Origin of the sequence: Photobacterium angustum (genome assembly GCF_003026365.1) — a bacterium.
In the GTDB taxonomy this organism is placed as follows: domain Bacteria; phylum Pseudomonadota; class Gammaproteobacteria; order Enterobacterales; family Vibrionaceae; genus Photobacterium; species Photobacterium angustum.
Genome location: NZ_PYOM01000021.1, coordinates 53,241 through 70,676, shown reverse-complemented (window position 1 = coordinate 70,676; position 17,436 = coordinate 53,241). Strand labels below are relative to the sequence as shown.

The window sequence follows — 17,436 nt, the reverse complement described above, 5'->3', positions numbered from 1 at the left end:
GTAAGTAACAGCTTACCTATTCACTGAAAAAGCAAAGTTTGAAACAATATATCATCACATTTCTATAAATGTGATCGTTAAAACATCCATTAATCACTGGGAGATTAACACTATCAGACAGTTCAAATTTACGTTAACGTAGTACGTTATATAATGATGATGATATTAAAGATCAAAGGATTAACAATGACAGACTTTACCTATAACGTTGCTATGATTGAAGATGAAAAGCCTTTTGACATGGGACAGGTAAATACTAAAGATGTACCAGAAGAAGCCCTAGAGACTTATACAGAGATGCTTTCTCAGCTATTACAGCAAGAAGATCCAAGTAAGCATTACGCAGGCTTTGGCTTTGAAGGTGCTGAAAAGTTAGCGTTTAGCGCTTTACCTATCACTGAACACGATCAAATTGGCGCAGGTATGGTTTACAACCCAGACGATAATGGTGAGAACCTAGTACTGGTTGGTCGTGTATTCTTCAGCATAAAGGATCGTACCGTTTCTTTTAACATGGAAACTAACGCCGATGATGTATTAGTTCAAGGTGATATCGATTTACGTGGTTTCATCCAGTCCTTCATTGTTTGCTTTATGGCTGCGTGGGTCTCATTAAATCAGGATAACCTACCTAGCGAAAGCTAATAGACTCCCTTTTTGATATTCACTACGCCTCTGTCAATACAGGGGCGTTTTTATAACTAAATACCATCTTTTCCAGCCCTATTAGACATCAAAATCATCTCCCCGAACCAACCTGTACAGCTAAACACAAAAATTACAGCTTTTTTGCGCTCAAATTCAGTCGCATTTGCAGTGCCTTTTGATTTTAACGTAAGTAATTGAAATAAAACAACAAAAATAAAGTACAGCTTTTGGAGGTTTTTTCTAGGTGAGCGATAGTTCATGGCTGTCAATATACTGGGGAAACATATTTATCGACCACGTCAAAGTCGATAATTTAATTAAGTATTATTAAAGGAATATTGCCGTACACATTTTTAACATTATTTCACAAAAAACATGTTTTAATATATTTATGATATTTAAGTGGCTTAGTTAAGTTAAAACACAATAAAAATATAAAGACACTTACTTAAACAAAAACATGCAAATAGAAATCTTTATATACTTATGAATTAAGATGTGGTTATTGGTGTTTTTTAGATAAAATACTGTACGCCATTTTTACTAATTACACGCTTGATTATAACAATCACGCCTTATTTTTATCTGAGTCTATTAGAGAGAACAACAGGACAAGATGAACACCTTTACACGACCAGAACAACAAATAGGTGTACACTTTCAACAATATAAGCTAACACATCGCAATGCTCACATAACCCACTGTTTTTAAATGACTTTATTTTTGTGCAGCTTTTTAAGGAATATTCCCGGCAAACTATGTACAAAAATAAAATAATATTACGCATCTTGGTTCTATATTTGTCAGACAATAAAAAAGCCGAGCATCACGCTCGGCTTTTCAAATAACTAAGAGACAAATCTCTACTGTTATTAATGGATGTCGGGTAGCAGTAGTGTATTGCTACAACCACCGCCCCCTAAGAACCGTACGTGCGAGTTTCCCCGCATACGGCTCAAGTCTTTATAAGTTCTGGAATCATCATGAACCAGCAACAAAGTTGTATTTAACCTTTTGGTGGGTAGCTGTCATTACCGTAAGAGTTTTTTTCTCGAATCTTATGATCTTTACCTTGTATTATAAGTTCGCTTTTTTGATTTTTTGCTATGGATTTAGCAGCAGCAATAGCGTCTTTTTGTGTGTTGTGAAATGAAGTAATTCTTTCATTTCCTTCACCTTTAACACCCCATTGCTCACCTTTTTTTACTACCCATTGATTCTTTCCCATACTTTACCCCCTAATATACAACAACACTAATATATATGTGGGTGATGCATGTAGAAAACAACCATTAAAAACAAAATTTAAGCAAAAATACAGATAGTTATATGATTTAAATTAAAATTCGTTCACTCTAATTGGTGTAGCTGCCGATGACAGTTAATATGCAACATCATCAAATTTGAGCTAATGTCCGTGCCACCATCTACTCTTCTGACAATATGGTGAATATCCCATTCATCTTCCGAGTTAAACTGCTGATGGCAAACCGCACATTTGTAATCTTGTCTCTCGACAATTTTCCATAGCTTCCAGTTACCTTGCATAGACTTTTTCATTCTTTGCATCTTTAGACGCTCAAAATATTGTTCGTCTTCAGGTAGGTAACAGTTAGCTAATGCCCGAATTTTAACATGCTTGTCGATTTTGACTCTCGTTGCACTAAGCAAACGATAGTGCCCATCATTCCCATTTGGTTTAGGTGCACTAAATACCCAGTTTCTATCCCCCACTGTTTTAAAGTATTTGTCTTTAATCCAGCGCTTACGGCGATTCAAATGTATTCGGCGGCACCACTGCCACAACATTTTCCAGATCCTGTAATCGATATATTTGAATGTCTCACTCGCACATACCCAGCGATGGTAGTTACACCACCCTCTGATCATCGGATTCAACTTCGCTATCACCGCTGAAGCTGGCACCGTTTTATGGCTGTTGAGATAATCTCGTATACCGCGCAGAAAGCTCTTCACGTTTTTCTTTGACGGCTTAATTAACATCTTACCGTCGTATTTACGCAAATTCTGCCCGAGAAAATCGAACCCGTCGTCTATGTGCGTGATCAGCGTTTTTTCTGCTGACAATTGCAATCCCCGTTCTGCCATAAAGGCTTCAACTATTGGTAAGACCTTATCTTCTAGTAGCTCTTTCGAGATTCCCGTGATGATAAAGTCATCTGCATAACGAACATAATTAACCTTAGTTTTGTAACTGGCTTTCGTGTTCTTCTTCCCGAAGTGGGATTCGATCACCGTTTCCAGTCCGTCTAAGGCCATATTAGCGAGTACAGGTGATATAATCCCACCTTGCGGTGTACCCGCCTCCGTCGAGTTAAACTTCCCAGATTCCATGAATCCAGATTTCAGCCACTTCTTGAGTATCGCCTTATCCAAAGGAATATTGGCGATAAGCCAATCATGGCAGATAAAGTCAAAACACCCTTTGATATCACCCTCCAGTACCCAACGGGCACTAGTCTTACGACTGAGGTTCACGAAACATTGTTCGATCGCATCAGCACAAGAGCGATTCGGGCGAAAGCCATAGCTGTTTCGATCCGCCGTGGTTTCCGATATGGGTTCAAGAGCTAACAGGTATAGTGCCTGCATTGCTCTATCACGCATGGTTGGTATTCCCAACGGTCTACGCTGGCCATTAGCTTTAGGAATATAGACTCGCTTCATCGGTCTGGGCTTATAACCTTTACGCGTCAGCTGATCTATGGCTCCCCACTTCAAAACCGGAGTGTTCCAAATTTCTCCATCAACACCCGGGGTGTTTTTCCCTCTGTTTTCGGTGACACGCCGAATGGCTATCACCTTGGCAGCAAACGAACGAGTTAGCATGCGTTGCAGCTTTTTAACCTGTCTCCAATCAGATTTTAGTGTTGCTTTCGCGATCCTTACCTGTAGCCCCCTCACTCTATGGTGCATCAGTTCCCAGTTAATACTGTGCCAATGCTCCGCCGAGTGGGAGAATGCAGGTAATACGGAAGAATTACTCATCTTGCTCTTCTCCTAGTTGGGCGAACCAAGATCCTAGAGAAAAGACAGAATTATCCCTAGAGGGATAAAATAGCCTTCATCCCTCAGGGTTTAGTTCGAGTTTAACGTCTAAACGTATGTTTATGTTTGGTGGCTTTACCTGTTTTCACACGATTAAAGACCAGAAAGAAGTCAGCCCGCTTTCACGTGAGGCAAATTTTGAACCTCTATTTCTACCATTACAGTAGAACATTCGCTTTTTCCTTCGTCCTTTACCCTCTTATCCATCAGATCATCTTACGAATCACTTGCCAACAAGGGCGGATAGTAGGGCTTACCGAGTTCCCATGTCTGTACAAAAATAACTTAGGTGCTGTCTATTCACCGGTGGCTTATAAGCAGTGTATCCCTAGATGTAAAAGAAATAACTATGCCACATACCTTTTGGTTTAAGCGTATCAATACATTTCGCTTAGTGCGGTTGACGGTGTTTAACAACAGTTCACATGTGTTCACCTTATTATCTAGCCTAGCCTCTAAACCTACTGTATTTAGGTTGTCTTAATAAGAACTCACGTTCAATATTAACTGTTTGCACAGGAGTACATTGTTAGGAAGCTTCAGACAATTTGTTACCAAATTTGCCCTATCCCTAGGCTACGATTGACTGCACAATCGGTTCGATAGTTTAACTTCGAACAATACAGACAAGAGCTTAAGTCGTGACTGTCTAAGTTGGTTGTATGATTGGTTAGATCATATTTGGGGAATATTTCTATGAGAATTAATACAGGCTAAGATCAAAATAAACCAAGTAATGATTTTAAGCTTCTCAACATAGAAATATGATTGCTGGTGTGGATGGATTTCCATAGTATTTTAGTTTCTCAGTCGAGAAATTAATATTATTGCAGTTAGCAATGTATGAGGATGATCAACTTAAAAGCTTAGGTGTTCCAGATCATCACCTAATTTAGTTTATGAAATACATTAAAAAAATATCTCAATAAAACCTTAGAGCAGATATGCATCATAATCAATCGATTAAGTACATATTTTGTGATTTAAGTCTTATAGAAAGAAAGCTTTCTGAATCTACTCAATATAATTAACCTTGGATATCAACAGATAACAAGATAACAAGATAACTAAATACGTAAATATATGGTTAGACTGATATTTAAAACCTATCAAATCTAGTTCCATTAAGAACAGCTTTATTTCAATCGACAATTTATAGATATCTTAATATCAAAATTAATTAGATATAAGAATATTATGACAAAGTTCATGCCATTAGAGGGATTATGGAGAATCCAGATAATATAAATATTCTAAAAAAAACTTAGAAATTATATAGAGTTGCATTACGCAGGTAGTGTTTTAATCAGCTGAAAGCTTGAGTGTTTCAGATTATCACTCAATTCGGTTAGTCAATGAGGTGTTAACCTCATTGACTACCTTAGGCTAGTGGCGATTAATTTTCAACCACTAGAGCGAGAGTCCATTCAAAAGTTTGAACTGGATCTCAGACAGCACGACTCTCGTCGCACTACATCATACCGCCCATGCCACCCATACCACCCATGCCGCCCATATCAGGCATTGCAGGAGTATCAGTCGGTTTGTCAGTAATCATTGCTTCTGTCGTGATCATAAGACCAGCAACAGATGCTGCGAACTGAAGTGCTGAGCGAGTTACTTTTGTTGGGTCTAGGATACCCATTTCAATCATATCACCGTACTCGCCAGTTGCTGCGTTATAACCGTAGTTCGCTTCACCTGCGCGTACGTTATTAGCAACAACAGATTCTTCATCACCTGCGTTCTTCGTGATTTGACGGATAGGAGCTTCCATTGCACGAAGTGCTACACGGATACCCACGTTTTGCTCTTCGTTGTCGCCAGTAAGGCCTGCAACTTTAGATGCTGCGCGGATAAGTGCAACACCACCACCAGCAACAACGCCTTCTTCAACCGCTGCGCGAGTTGCGTGTAGTGCATCTTCTACGCGGTCTTTCTTCTCTTTCATTTCAACTTCAGTTGCTGCGCCAACTTTAATAACCGCTACGCCGCCAGCAAGTTTAGCCACACGCTCTTGAAGTTTTTCTTTGTCGTAGTCAGATGTTGCATCTTCAATTTGTTGACGAATTTGTGCAACACGACCTTGAATCATCGCTTCTTCACCAGAACCGTCGATGATTGTTGTGTTTTCTTTAGTGATAGTTACACGCTTAGCTTGACCAAGATCTTCTAGCTGCACTTTTTCTAGCTCAAGACCGATCTCTTCAGAAATCACGGTACCAGCTGTTAGTACTGCGATATCTTGAAGCATTGCTTTACGACGGTCACCGAAACCTGGCGCTTTAACAGCAGCCACTTTCACGATGCCACGCATGTTGTTCACAACTAATGTTGCTAGCGCTTCACCTTCAACGTCTTCTGCAATGATAAGTAGAGGACGAGATGCTTTAGCAACGCCTTCTAATGCAGGAAGAAGTTCACGGATATTTGATACTTTCTTATCAACCAATAGGATGAATGGGCTTTCTAAATCAACAGAACCCGCTTCTTGGTTGTTGATGAAGTATGGAGATAGGTAGCCACGGTCAAACTGCATACCTTCAACAACGTCTAGTTCGTCTTGAAGTGCTTGGCCTTCTTCAACTGTGATAACGCCATCACGGCCTACTTTTTCCATCGCTTCAGCAATTAGGTTACCCACAGTTGCATCAGAGTTCGCAGAAATCGTACCTACTTGTGCGATAGCTTTTGTATCAGCACATGGAACAGATAGCGCTTTTAGCTCTTCAACCGCAGCAATAACCGCTTTGTCGATACCACGCTTAAGATCCATAGGGTTCATACCCGCAGCGACTGCTTTTAGACCTTCAGCGATGATCGCTTGTGCAAGTACTGTTGCTGTTGTTGTGCCGTCACCCGCCGCATCGTTAGCTTGTGATGCAACTTCTTTCACCATTTGTGCGCCCATGTTCTGGAATTTATCTTCCAGTTCAATTTCACGCGCAACAGAAACACCATCTTTAGTGATAGTTGGTGCACCAAATGATTTGTCTAGTACAACGTTACGGCCTTTAGGACCTAATGTTACTTTTACTGCGTCAGCTAGAATGTTGACACCTTCTAGCATTTTAATTCGTGCGTCGTTACCAAATTTAACGTCTTTAGCAGCCATCTTGCGTTTCCTTTCTTAATTTTTAATTCGATGTGATCGGATTATTCAACGATTGCCATGATGTCATTTTCAGACATGATTAGAACTTCTTTGCCATCGATCTTTTCAGTCTTAGTACCGTAGCCTTCAGCAAAGATAACAGTGTCGCCAACTTTAACGTCAAGTGGCTGAACAGAACCGTTTTCTAAAATACGACCTTTGCCTACTGCAAGTACTTTGCCGCGAGTTGATTTTTCAGCTGCAGAACCTGTTAATACAATGCCGCCAGCAGACTTAGATTCAACTTCTTGGCGCTCAACGATAACACGGTCGTGTAAAGGACGAATGTTCATCGGTCGTCTCTCCTGATAATTGGTAATTTCCATACATGAATGTACACACAAACTGATGTTTGGCGACTTTTCTATTATCTAATCATGTTGGGTCTAATTAGAGAGAACCCAAGGTTTAGACCGATTTTTTTTCATTATTTATTTGAGAACTTTTGCCCGATCACATTCTTTGCATTAGGGTATGCAAGCATCCTTACAATGAGACCGCCATGGAAACCAACAACAAGCCTGATAAATACGGCTTATTATCCGATCCGATCCCAGATGCATTACGCCGTTTAGCAGTACCAATGGTATTCGGTATGATTGCTATTTTAATGTTTAATCTGGTTGATACATTTTTTATCTCACTACTTGGCACCAATGCATTAGCCGCAGTCAGTTTTACGTTTCCCGTTACCTTTGGTTTGAACTGTATCACCATGGGAATGAGTGTTGGGATCTCCACCAGCATTGGACGTTTACTCGGAAGTGGTGATACCAAAAGTGCAGCAAGGCTCACCACGCATGGTTTATTGCTTGCCGTTATTTTAATGGTGTTAGGCTCAACCGTTGGTTGGCTAACAATCGATCCACTTTTTTCCTTAATGGGCGCCAGTGCGGATTTACTGCCAATCATCCATGAATATATGACAGTGTGGTACATCGCGATCCCCTTATTAGTGATCCCAATGACGGGTAACAGTGCAATACGCGCAACAGGCGATGCCAAAAGCCCTGCGAAAATTATGATCATAGCTGGCTTAATTAACGGTATCCTCGACCCTTTATTGATCTTTGGTTACGGCCCGTTTCCAGAATTAGGAGTGAAAGGCGCTGCAATCTCAAGCGGGATCAGTTGGGCTGTAGCATTAACCGCTTCACTGTATTTGCTCCATCGCCGTGAAAAATTACTCACTACGCCAGTACTCCTAAAATTAAAATCCGATTGGCAGCAGATATTACATATTGGCGCGCCTGCTGGATTATCAAACGCACTCAATCCATTATCGAGTGCTTTATTAATGTCATTGCTTGCCGTACAAGGCACCACATCAGTTGCCGCATTCGGTGCCGCGATGCGTATTGAATCAATTTTAGTGATAGGAATGATGGCATTAGGCTCAGCATTAATGCCGTTTATGGCGCAAAACCTTGGCGCCAATAAACCTGAACGTGCATTTGAAGCGCTTTTTACTGCCATGCATTTTGCGATTTTATTCCAACTGTTGATTTTTATCGCCATGGTGCCACTCAGTGTGCCATTAGCTTCACTGTTTTCTCGTGATGCAACGGTACAACATCAACTTTGGCATTATTTATTAGTTGTACCTGCCAGTTATGGTTTACAAGCAGTATGTATGCTACTCATTAGTGCGCTCAATGCATTACATAAAACTGTCAACGCACTGATTTGGAATCTGTTACGTTTATTTGGTTTTCTGCTGCCAAGCGCTTGGGTAGGTAGCTTGTACTATGGTACGGAAGGGCTATTTATCGGTATCTCTATTGCCAATGTTATTGGCGGTATTTGTGCTTATTTGTATGCGCGGCGATTACAAAAAACGACCTTATCTTCGCTAGTTACGCCCACCTAAAATATGAATAGTGTAAATATAAAAAAGGCAGATAACGCTGCCTTTTTTATTAATACTTTTTTATATCTTACGTTTAAACACCTACTTTAAGCGTGGGTTTTGATGGTTGTCATTTTGATCATCTTTACGTTCAAATTCACCATCGAAAACATCACCATTATCATTTTTATGACCAAACGGTCCTGCTGATTGCCCATCAAACCCCGAGCTAAAACCACCACCAAACTGATTAAAATTACTCTGTACTTTTACTCTCTGCATTAATTGCTGTGCAATCTTGGCGCGAATAGGTGGCAGTAAAATACACATGCCTAAGGCATCTGTCATAAATCCAGGCGTGAGCAATAAAACCCCAGCAACGGCTAACAGTACACCTTCAACAATTTCTTGTGCTGGCATTTGTCCTTGCTGCATCTTAGTTTGTACAGACATTAATGTCGCTAAACCTTGACTACGTACCAAAGAAGCCCCAACGACGGCAGTAATAAACACTAACATCATGGTTGGCCAAAAACCTAAAAAGCCACCGACCTGAATAAATAAGCCAATTTCAATCATTGGAACGGCGATAAAAAGCAGCATTAATATTGCAAACACACCTAACCTCTTTTTTATAACGTATTGGTTATTCAAAACGCTGAATGACTCAATATAGTATTACATGTTTAAACGCTAAATACCGTGTCGCCTAAGATAAAAAATCGTTAACAAATAATTCAACAGTGATATTTGAACTGGGTCTTAAAAACACATTTCCCCTCCAAACAACTTGTTCATATTTTGTTATTTATTTTCATTTTTAGATAAATAAGCCGCTCAGGTGTTAACAACTTTTGTGAGTATGATCGCGTTTCTGTGCAAATATTTTCAGGCTAACGTAAAAAGTGATCTGGGTTATGTTTTTAGCCAATCAGGGGAGTATCATCAGCATCAATTAAGATGTCAGGTACGATCATCTTGCTTCAACTTAGCGAAACGGATTCTTTGCTTGGATAGTTGGCTTACCCATTGATTTTATTAAAAGATTCCCAAAGGGCTATATTATGTCTCAGATGATTGATCTTGAAAAAAATAACGAAGCAGCACTGAATGTTGCAACTAGAATCGAAGAAGATCTTCTTGGTGAGCGTCACGTTCCAGCAGACGCGTATTGGGGTATTCACACTCTACGTGCAATCGAAAACTTTAATATCTCTAATACCACCATTTCAGACGTACCTGAGTTTGTTCGCGGCATGGTTTTCACCAAAAAAGCAGCAGCGATGGCGAATAAAGAACTTGGCGCGATACCTTCAGAAGTCGGTAACTACATCGAGCAAGCTTGTGATCTTATTTTAGAAACAGGCCGTTGTATGGATCAATTTCCTTCTGATGTATTCCAAGGTGGTGCTGGCACATCGGTAAATATGAACACCAATGAAGTGATTGCAAACCTTGCTCTTGAACTTATGGGCAAAGAGAAAGGTGAATATGACATCATTAACCCAAACGATCACGTAAACAAGTCACAATCGACTAACTGTGCTTACCCTACTGGTTTCCGCGTTGCGGTATATAACAGCATCATTAACATGCTTGAAGCACTAGAGTACCTAAAGACGGCCTTCGATGTGAAAGCAACAGAGTTTGCTAGCATCTTAAAAATGGGCCGTACTCAGCTACAAGACGCAGTACCTATGACGGTAGGCCAAGAGTTCCATGCTTATAGTGTATTACTAAAAGAAGAAATCAAAAGTCTACATTACACGGCGCAATTACTGCTTGAAGTCAACCTAGGTGCGACAGCTATCGGTACTGGTTTGAATGCAGCGACAGGTTACCAACACCTAGCGGTTCAACGTCTAGCTGAAATTACAGGTCTACCTGTTACACCTGCAGAAGATTTGATTGAAGCAACATCCGACTGTGGCGCTTATGTTATGGTTCACGGCGCGCTAAAACGTACTGCGGTGAAACTATCTAAGATCTGTAACGATCTACGCCTACTTTCTTCTGGCCCTCGTGCTGGTATTAACGAAATTAACCTTCCTGAAATGCAGGCTGGCTCTTCTATCATGCCAGCAAAAGTAAACCCTGTTATCCCTGAAGTGGTTAACCAAGTTTGCTTTAAAGTAATTGGTAACGATACAACCATTACTTTTGCTGCAGAAGCAGGTCAGCTTCAACTTAACGTTATGGAACCAGTAATTGGTCAAGCGTTATTTGAGTCAATCAGCTTGCTAAAAAATGCGTGTGTTAATTTACGTGAGAAATGTATCGAAGGCATCACAGTGAATAAAGATGTTTGTGAGAGCTACGTATTTAACTCTATCGGTATCGTAACTTACTTAAACCCATTCATTGGTCACCATGAAGGCGATATCGTAGGTAAAATCTGTGCTGAAACCGGTAAGAGTGTCCGTGAAGTTGTTCTAGAGCGCGGTCTTCTTACTGAAGAGCAATTAGATGATATCTTCTCTATCGAAAACTTGATGCACCCTCAATACAAAGCACAAAGATACAGCTAAGCAATTGAAAAAATGTAAAAAAGCGGGTTTTCACATGAAAACCCGCTTTTTTTTTGAGCTTTTTTGTTTTGACTCAATTCATGCCAAATATGACCCTGTTAAAATACCTGCAACAATAATAGATCTCAGATCTTTTCGTTTATTTAAAAACATTGTTACTTAACAAGAACGGATTAAACTTGTGTGAAATTGTATAAAAACAGGCGTATGAGCGTTATCACGATAAGAATAATTAATTCAAAAAAATGAATTTTATTCATCGTAAAAGCTGTGACTTTATTTTTGTTTTTACCTCAAACTTTTTATTTTTAACTTCTATTTTTTAAACTTTTAAACAGGAAAAATTCTATGATTGGAATAGAGCTCTTTGTTGTCCTTGCCTTTATCTTTTTAGGGGCAAGGATTGGTGGGATCGGGATTGGTTTCGCCGGTGGTGCAGGTGTTATTGTTTTATCGCTAGTGTTAGGTGTACCTACTAGCCAATCATTTATCCCTGTCGATGTTATCTTGATCATTATGTCAGTGATCACCGCAATCGCAGCCATGCAAGTCGCGGGCGGTATGGACTGGCTGGTACAGCTTGCAGAAGATTTCCTGCGTAAAAATCCCAAACGCATTACTTTCTATGCGCCAATCGTGACCTATTTAATGACGGTAATGGCAGGTACAGGACATACCGCATTTTCAACCTTACCAGTTATTGCTGAAGTGGCTAAAGGCCAAGGTATACGTCCATCTCGCCCCCTTTCTATTGCTGTTATTGCCTCACAAATTGCAATTACTGCATCCCCAATATCTGCGGCCGTTGTTGCTTTCTCCGGTATTCTAGAACCTATCGGCGTAAGCTACGTAACACTACTGGCAATCTGTATTCCTACAACATTCATTGCTTGTATGGTTGGCGCTTTTGTTGCCAATTTTATGGGATGTGAGCTAAAAGATGATCCTATTTATCAAGAACGCCTAGCAAAAGGTCTAGTAACGGCAGAAAATACAAGCCGTCGCGAAATTAAACCTGAAGCAAAACGTGCAACTTACATCTTTTTAGTCGCGATTATCTTTGTTGTTTGCTATGCCGCTGCTATCTCGCACTCTATTGGTTTAATTGACAACCCAACTCTAGGTCGTAACGAAGCTATCATGTCGGTAATGTTAACAGCAGCCGCAGCAACAGTTTGGTTATGTAAAATTGATGCATCAAAAATTGCTTCTGCGCCAACATTCCGCTCAGGTATGACAGCCTGTATCTGTGTATTAGGTGTCGCATGGTTAGGTTCAACGTTTGTTAACGCCCACGTTGATGGTATTAAGGAAGTTGCTGGTTCTCTATTAGGTGACTACCCATGGATGCTATCACTGATATTATTCTTTGCATCAATGCTACTTTACTCTCAGGGCGCAACAACTGTTGCACTGATGCCAGCAGCATTGGCGATTGGCGTCGCACCGCTAACTATGATTGCTTCATTTGCAGCAGTAAGTGCATTGTTCGTTCTGCCAACTTACCCAACACTATTGGCAGCCGTTGAAATGGATGACACAGGTTCCACCCGTATTGGTAACCTTGTATTTAACCACCCATTCTTTATCCCAGGGGTCGTTACGATAGCGACTTCTGTAGCACTTGGTTTTGTTGTTGGCGGCTTCTTGCTGTAATTCTAAATACGCATTCCAATTATTAAAAAGATTGCTTTCGAGCAATCTTTTTTTTGTCTTAACTTTGACATCCATTTACACAAATTAAAGAAATTATTGCTAAGCTAATAACATCCTAAAAGATAAGAGTTATCACTATGATGTTATTAACGAATTACCCGATTATCATGGCGATAACGATTATATGTATCCTATTATCTTGCGGAACACTCTGGTTTATCTGTCGCCACCCTATCCCATATAAAGGGTTATACAGTATTGGGCTTGGGATCATTATTGGTCTGTGCTCTATTTTCCTCTTTACCACGATTAAACATTTAGAGCGCCAATCTCAGCTCATTTCCGCCCCTACTTTTATCTCTATCCAATCTATTGACGATTTAGATCTCGCGTTAGCAGACGCGGCAAGCCAACATAAACCGGTATTACTGGACGTAACAGCTGATTGGTGTGCGCCTTGTATTGCCTATAAGAAAGAAGTTTTTCCCTCTCCATATGTAGCTAAACAACTAGCAAAATATACCTTGCTCGAAGCCAATGTGACCGCTAATACCCCACAAGATCTAGCGTTGATGAAGCAGCTAAATGTTATAGGCTTCCCAACATTATTGTTCTGGGATAATAACGGTAACCAAGCAACTAAAGCCCGAGTAACAGGGTTTATGGATGCCAGTAAATTTAGTGAACACCTGCACCAACAAGCGCAGCTGACACAATAAACAAATACCCTCATAAAAAGAGGCACATTTAACAAAACAAGCATCGCGTATTACATCTCAAACCAGTGATAGAGGATCAACATCCGATCTTTATGGTATGAAAATTGCGCAGTAATCAGTGAAGTGTTAGCGTTAGTTTATTAATAATAAAAATAAGTACTGCCATGGAAGCTCAGCACACTATTGTTATCGCCGATGATCATCCTCTGTTTCGTAATGCCCTGTTCCAATCGGTCCATATGGCGATTAGCGGTGCAAACCTGCTCGAGGCAGACTCCCTTGATTCTTTATTTGCGTTGTTAGAAAAAGAGCCTGATGTCGATTTGCTCTTACTCGATCTCAAAATGCCTGGTGCAAATGGCATGTCTGGATTAATCCAACTCCGTCAGCAATACCCCGAATTACCGACTGTTGTGATCTCTGCCAGCGAAGAAGAAAAAGTCATTCGTCAGGTTCACAGTCATGGCGCGTTTGGCTTTATTCCAAAATCAAGTGATATGCGTGCGTTGGTCTCAGCACTAAATCAAGTCCTCGATGGCGAACCTTTTTTTCCTGAAGACATCGCAGATAACAATAATGCTTATCGAGATCTAGCAGATAAAATTGCTACCCTAACGCCACAGCAATATAAAGTATTAGGCATGTTGTCAGATGGCTTACTCAACAAACAGATTGCTTACGAGCTAACTGTTTCTGAAGCAACAATCAAAGCACACATGACCGCGATATTTCGCAAGCTTGAAGTCAAAAATAGAACCCAAGCCGTTATATTGTTGCAACAACTAGATCTATAACGTCCCTTTCACTATCGGCATGATCTCATAAACACATAATATTTTGTTACGTTATCATGCCTTAAATAAAATGTTACTAAACATCACAAGTGAATATTTTGATACACTCGTAAGTGGCTACTCACACTATTTCGTTGCCTTAGCTTATGGAGGGTCGTTTGCTTACTGCCTTAGTTACTCAATTTGTTCTTATTTGGGCTGTTATTGATCCTATCGGTTCAGTCCCTGTTTACCTTTCTCAAACCCAACGATTAACTGCACAGCAACAACGTATTGTTGCTTTAAAAGCCGTTGCTATTGCAACAGGTGTATTATTGTTTTTTGTTGTTGTCGGTCAGGTATTATTAGAAGCGATGCAAATTCCATTGCCCGCTTTTCAAGCTGCTGGCGGACTCGTTCTACTACTGTTTGCCTTGACCATGATTTTTGGTGAGGGGAAAGTCGATCATGAATGTAAAATTAGCAAAGAAGAAGTCGCTCATTCAGAGTTAGGCAGCTTAGCTGTCTACCCACTTGCTATTCCCTCTATTGCATCTCCTGGCGCCATGATGGCTATCGTGATGCTGACAGATAACAACCGCTACGCCTTAAGTGAACAAATCATTACGACACTTGTGATGATATCAGTATTAATGATTACCCTATTACTCTTACTTGGCGCCAACAAAATCCAACGATACATTGGTAATGTAGGCGCTGCGATCATCAGCCGTGTCATGGGATTGATATTGGCCGCTGTTGCCGTCAATAATCTTTTAATGGGTATAAAAGATTTCTATCTATTAACTTAGACTTTTGGCTAATCATAATCGCCACCTTCATTATTAAAAGCGATTTACAGCTCACAAAAACGCCCTCATCTGGGCGTTTTTTCTTTTTCCCCCCTCGACTAAAGTTGCACAGATAGAATCTCCTTTCATTGCTATTGTTTCTTCCGTAACAATTTATTAACAACGGATATCGTATTTTTAATTGTGAAGGAGATAACAATGGCGTTCGCATCCAAGGAGCAAGCACAAGCCTATTGGAAAGAAAATCTCAGTATCATGGGATCGCTACTCGCAATCTGGTTTGGTGTTTCTTATGGCGCAGGGATCTTATTTGTTGATGCTCTCAATACCATTCAAATTGGTGGCTTCAAGTTAGGTTTTTGGTTCTCGCAGCAAGGGGCGATTTATACCTTTGTCATTCTGATCTTTGTTTATGTTAATCGCATGAATGCACTCGATCGTAAATTCAACGTTCAGGAAGATTAAGGAAGCGTCATATGGATATTCAAACTTGGACCTTTATTCTCGTCGGCATTACATTCGCCATTTATATCGGCATTGCCATTTGGGCTCGTGCAGGATCAACCAGTGAGTTCTATGTTGCTGGCGGTGGTGTCCATCCTGTCGCTAACGGTATGGCAACGGCTGCAGACTGGATGTCTGCTGCCTCATTTATTTCAATGGCGGGGATCATCTCATTCATTGGTTACGATGGTGGCGTATACTTAATGGGTTGGACTGGCGGCTACGTATTATTAGCGCTATGTCTGGCACCTTACTTACGTAAATTCGGTAAATTTACGGTACCTGATTTTATAGGCGATCGTTATTACTCTAAAACTGCCCGCATGGTGGCTGTGTTCTGTGCCATTTTTGTTTCATTCACTTATGTAGCAGGCCAAATGCGTGGGGTTGGGGTGGTATTCGCTCGTTTCTTAGAAGTGGATATCAACATGGGGATCATTATCGGTATGGGGATCGTCTTCTTCTACGCGGTAATGGGTGGCATGAAAGGGATCACCTATACCCAAGTCGCGCAATACTGTGTGTTGATTTTTGCCTTCATGGTTCCTGCTATTTTTACTTCTTTAATGATGACAGGATCACCTATTCCACAATTTGGTTTGGGATCAACGGTCAATGGCTCTGAAACGTATCTACTTGAGAAGCTTGATGGTTTAACTACAGAGCTTGGCTTCACCGCTTACACCGATGGTTCAAAGAGCATGGTAGATGTATTCTTCATCTGTGCAGCTCTTATGGTGGGTACTGCAGGTTTACCTCACGTAATTATCCGCTTTTTCACTGTACCTAAAGTAAAAGATGCACGCGTATCAGCGGGCTGGGCATTAGTCTTTATTGCCATTTTATACACTACCGCGCCTGCTGTTGCCGCATTTGCCCGTGTCAATATGATTGATACGATCAATGGCCCTGACATGAAAGGAGTTCCTGCCGAGCAAGCACCTGGTTGGGTGAAAAACTGGGAAAAAACGGGCCTTGTGGCTTGGGAAGATAAAAACAATGACGGCAAGATGTTCTACTCTGGCGATGATCGTAATGAAATGAAGATCAACCGTGACATCATTGTATTAGCGAGCCCTGAACTTGCTAAGTTACCTAACTGGGTTGTCGCACTGCTTGCCGCCGGTGGTTTAGCTGCCGCACTATCGACCGCTGCGGGGTTACTACTGGTGATCTCCACCTCAATTTCACATGATTTACTGAAAAAAGGCTTTAAACCGAACATGACCGACAAACAAGAGTTACTCGCCGCCCGTATTGGTGCCGCCGTAGCGATTGTGGGGGCGGGCTACTTAGGAATTAATCCACCAGGCTTTGTTGCTCAAGTGGTTGCATTCTCGTTCGGCTTAGCCGCTGCGTCTTTCTTCCCTGCTATTATTCTTGGGATCTTCTATAAGAAGATGAATAAATCAGGGGCGATAGCAGGCATGATTTCGGGTATTACTTTCACTGCAGCCTACATTATTTACTTCAAATTTATTAACCCTGCAGCAAGTACACCTGATAACTGGTTCTTTGGTATTAGCCCAGAAGGGATCGGTACTCTCGGTATGTGTTTAAACTTTGTTGTCGCGATTGTGGTGAATAAGTTTACTGCCGAAGTACCTGACGATGTCCAAGAGATGGTGGAATCTATCCGCTTCCCTCAAGGCTCTGGCACTGCCCAAGATCACTAAGCAACACCTCACTTCTCCTTAGCTATACTTCCCTAGCTTTTGCGGAG

At 40.9% G+C, this 17,436-nt stretch carries 14 protein-coding genes; 9 read left to right on the top strand and 5 right to left on the bottom strand.

The features are described 5' to 3' along the window. The first annotated feature begins 186 nt into the window (after positions 1 to 186). Complete coding sequence (locus CTN01_RS18855) at positions 187 to 645, top strand: hypothetical protein (RefSeq protein ID WP_005372602.1); 459 nt, start codon at positions 187 to 189, stop codon at positions 643 to 645. Positions 646 to 1,655: 1,010 nt separating this feature from the next. Here CTN01_RS18855 and CTN01_RS18845 read toward each other — a convergent pair. The 4 genes from CTN01_RS18845 to CTN01_RS18830 form a co-directional block, all read right to left on the bottom strand. Further along, complete coding sequence (locus CTN01_RS18845) at positions 1,656 to 1,877, bottom strand: DUF2188 domain-containing protein (protein WP_045150153.1); 222 nt, start codon at positions 1,875 to 1,877, stop codon at positions 1,656 to 1,658. 122 nt (positions 1,878 to 1,999) lie between these two features. Further along, positions 2,000 to 3,658 carry a group II intron reverse transcriptase/maturase gene (gene ltrA / locus CTN01_RS18840; protein WP_045150152.1) on the bottom strand — a complete coding sequence of 553 codons (1,659 nt, stop codon included), beginning with the start codon at positions 3,656 to 3,658 and terminating at the stop codon, positions 2,000 to 2,002. Between the two features lie 1,531 nt (positions 3,659 to 5,189). Then, the gene (groL, locus tag CTN01_RS18835; protein WP_045130908.1) at positions 5,190 to 6,833 is read right to left on the bottom strand and encodes a chaperonin GroEL; all 1,644 of its coding nucleotides are present in this window, start codon (positions 6,831 to 6,833) and stop codon (positions 5,190 to 5,192) included. Positions 6,834 to 6,874: 41 nt separating this feature from the next. Further along, positions 6,875 to 7,165 carry a co-chaperone GroES gene (locus CTN01_RS18830; protein WP_005372610.1) on the bottom strand — a complete coding sequence of 97 codons (291 nt, stop codon included), beginning with the start codon at positions 7,163 to 7,165 and terminating at the stop codon, positions 6,875 to 6,877. A gap of 209 nt (positions 7,166 to 7,374) precedes the next feature. On the opposite strand from CTN01_RS18830, the gene CTN01_RS18825 reads away from it, so the two are divergent. Further along, on the top strand, positions 7,375 to 8,742 hold the full coding sequence (locus CTN01_RS18825; protein WP_045150151.1) for an MATE family efflux transporter: 1,368 nt from the start codon (positions 7,375 to 7,377) through the stop codon (positions 8,740 to 8,742). A gap of 81 nt (positions 8,743 to 8,823) precedes the next feature. Here CTN01_RS18825 and CTN01_RS18820 read toward each other — a convergent pair whose 3' ends face one another. After that, positions 8,824 to 9,339 (bottom strand): FxsA family protein, encoded by a 516-nt coding sequence (locus tag CTN01_RS18820; RefSeq protein WP_045150150.1) that lies wholly within the window; start codon positions 9,337 to 9,339, stop codon positions 8,824 to 8,826. 446 nt (positions 9,340 to 9,785) lie between these two features. Between CTN01_RS18820 and aspA the strand changes: the two genes are divergently transcribed. From aspA to CTN01_RS18785, 7 genes are all read left to right on the top strand, one after another. Next, on the top strand, positions 9,786 to 11,249 hold the full coding sequence (gene aspA / locus CTN01_RS18815; protein WP_005372625.1) for an aspartate ammonia-lyase: 1,464 nt from the start codon (positions 9,786 to 9,788) through the stop codon (positions 11,247 to 11,249). Between the two features lie 348 nt (positions 11,250 to 11,597). Beyond that, positions 11,598 to 12,905, top strand: coding sequence for an anaerobic C4-dicarboxylate transporter (locus CTN01_RS18810; protein ID WP_045150149.1), 1,308 nt, complete (start codon positions 11,598 to 11,600; stop codon positions 12,903 to 12,905). A 137-nt stretch (positions 12,906 to 13,042) separates the two neighbouring features. Then, a complete protein-coding gene (locus CTN01_RS18805) occupies positions 13,043 to 13,624 on the top strand; it encodes a thioredoxin fold domain-containing protein (RefSeq protein WP_045129021.1) in 582 nt (193 codons plus the stop codon). A 164-nt stretch (positions 13,625 to 13,788) separates the two neighbouring features. Next, the gene (locus tag CTN01_RS18800) at positions 13,789 to 14,418 is read left to right on the top strand and encodes a response regulator transcription factor (RefSeq protein WP_045129020.1); all 630 of its coding nucleotides are present in this window, start codon (positions 13,789 to 13,791) and stop codon (positions 14,416 to 14,418) included. 158 nt (positions 14,419 to 14,576) lie between these two features. Then, positions 14,577 to 15,209, top strand: a complete 633-nt coding sequence (locus CTN01_RS18795; protein ID WP_045129019.1) for a MarC family protein — start codon at positions 14,577 to 14,579, stop codon at positions 15,207 to 15,209. Positions 15,210 to 15,407: 198 nt separating this feature from the next. Beyond that, complete coding sequence (locus CTN01_RS18790) at positions 15,408 to 15,674, top strand: DUF4212 domain-containing protein (protein WP_005372635.1); 267 nt, start codon at positions 15,408 to 15,410, stop codon at positions 15,672 to 15,674. Between the two features lie 11 nt (positions 15,675 to 15,685). Further along, positions 15,686 to 17,389: a sodium:solute symporter family protein gene (locus CTN01_RS18785; RefSeq protein ID WP_045150148.1), complete on the top strand. Its 1,704-nt coding sequence runs from the start codon at positions 15,686 to 15,688 to the stop codon at positions 17,387 to 17,389. The last annotated feature ends 47 nt before the right edge of the window (positions 17,390 to 17,436 follow it).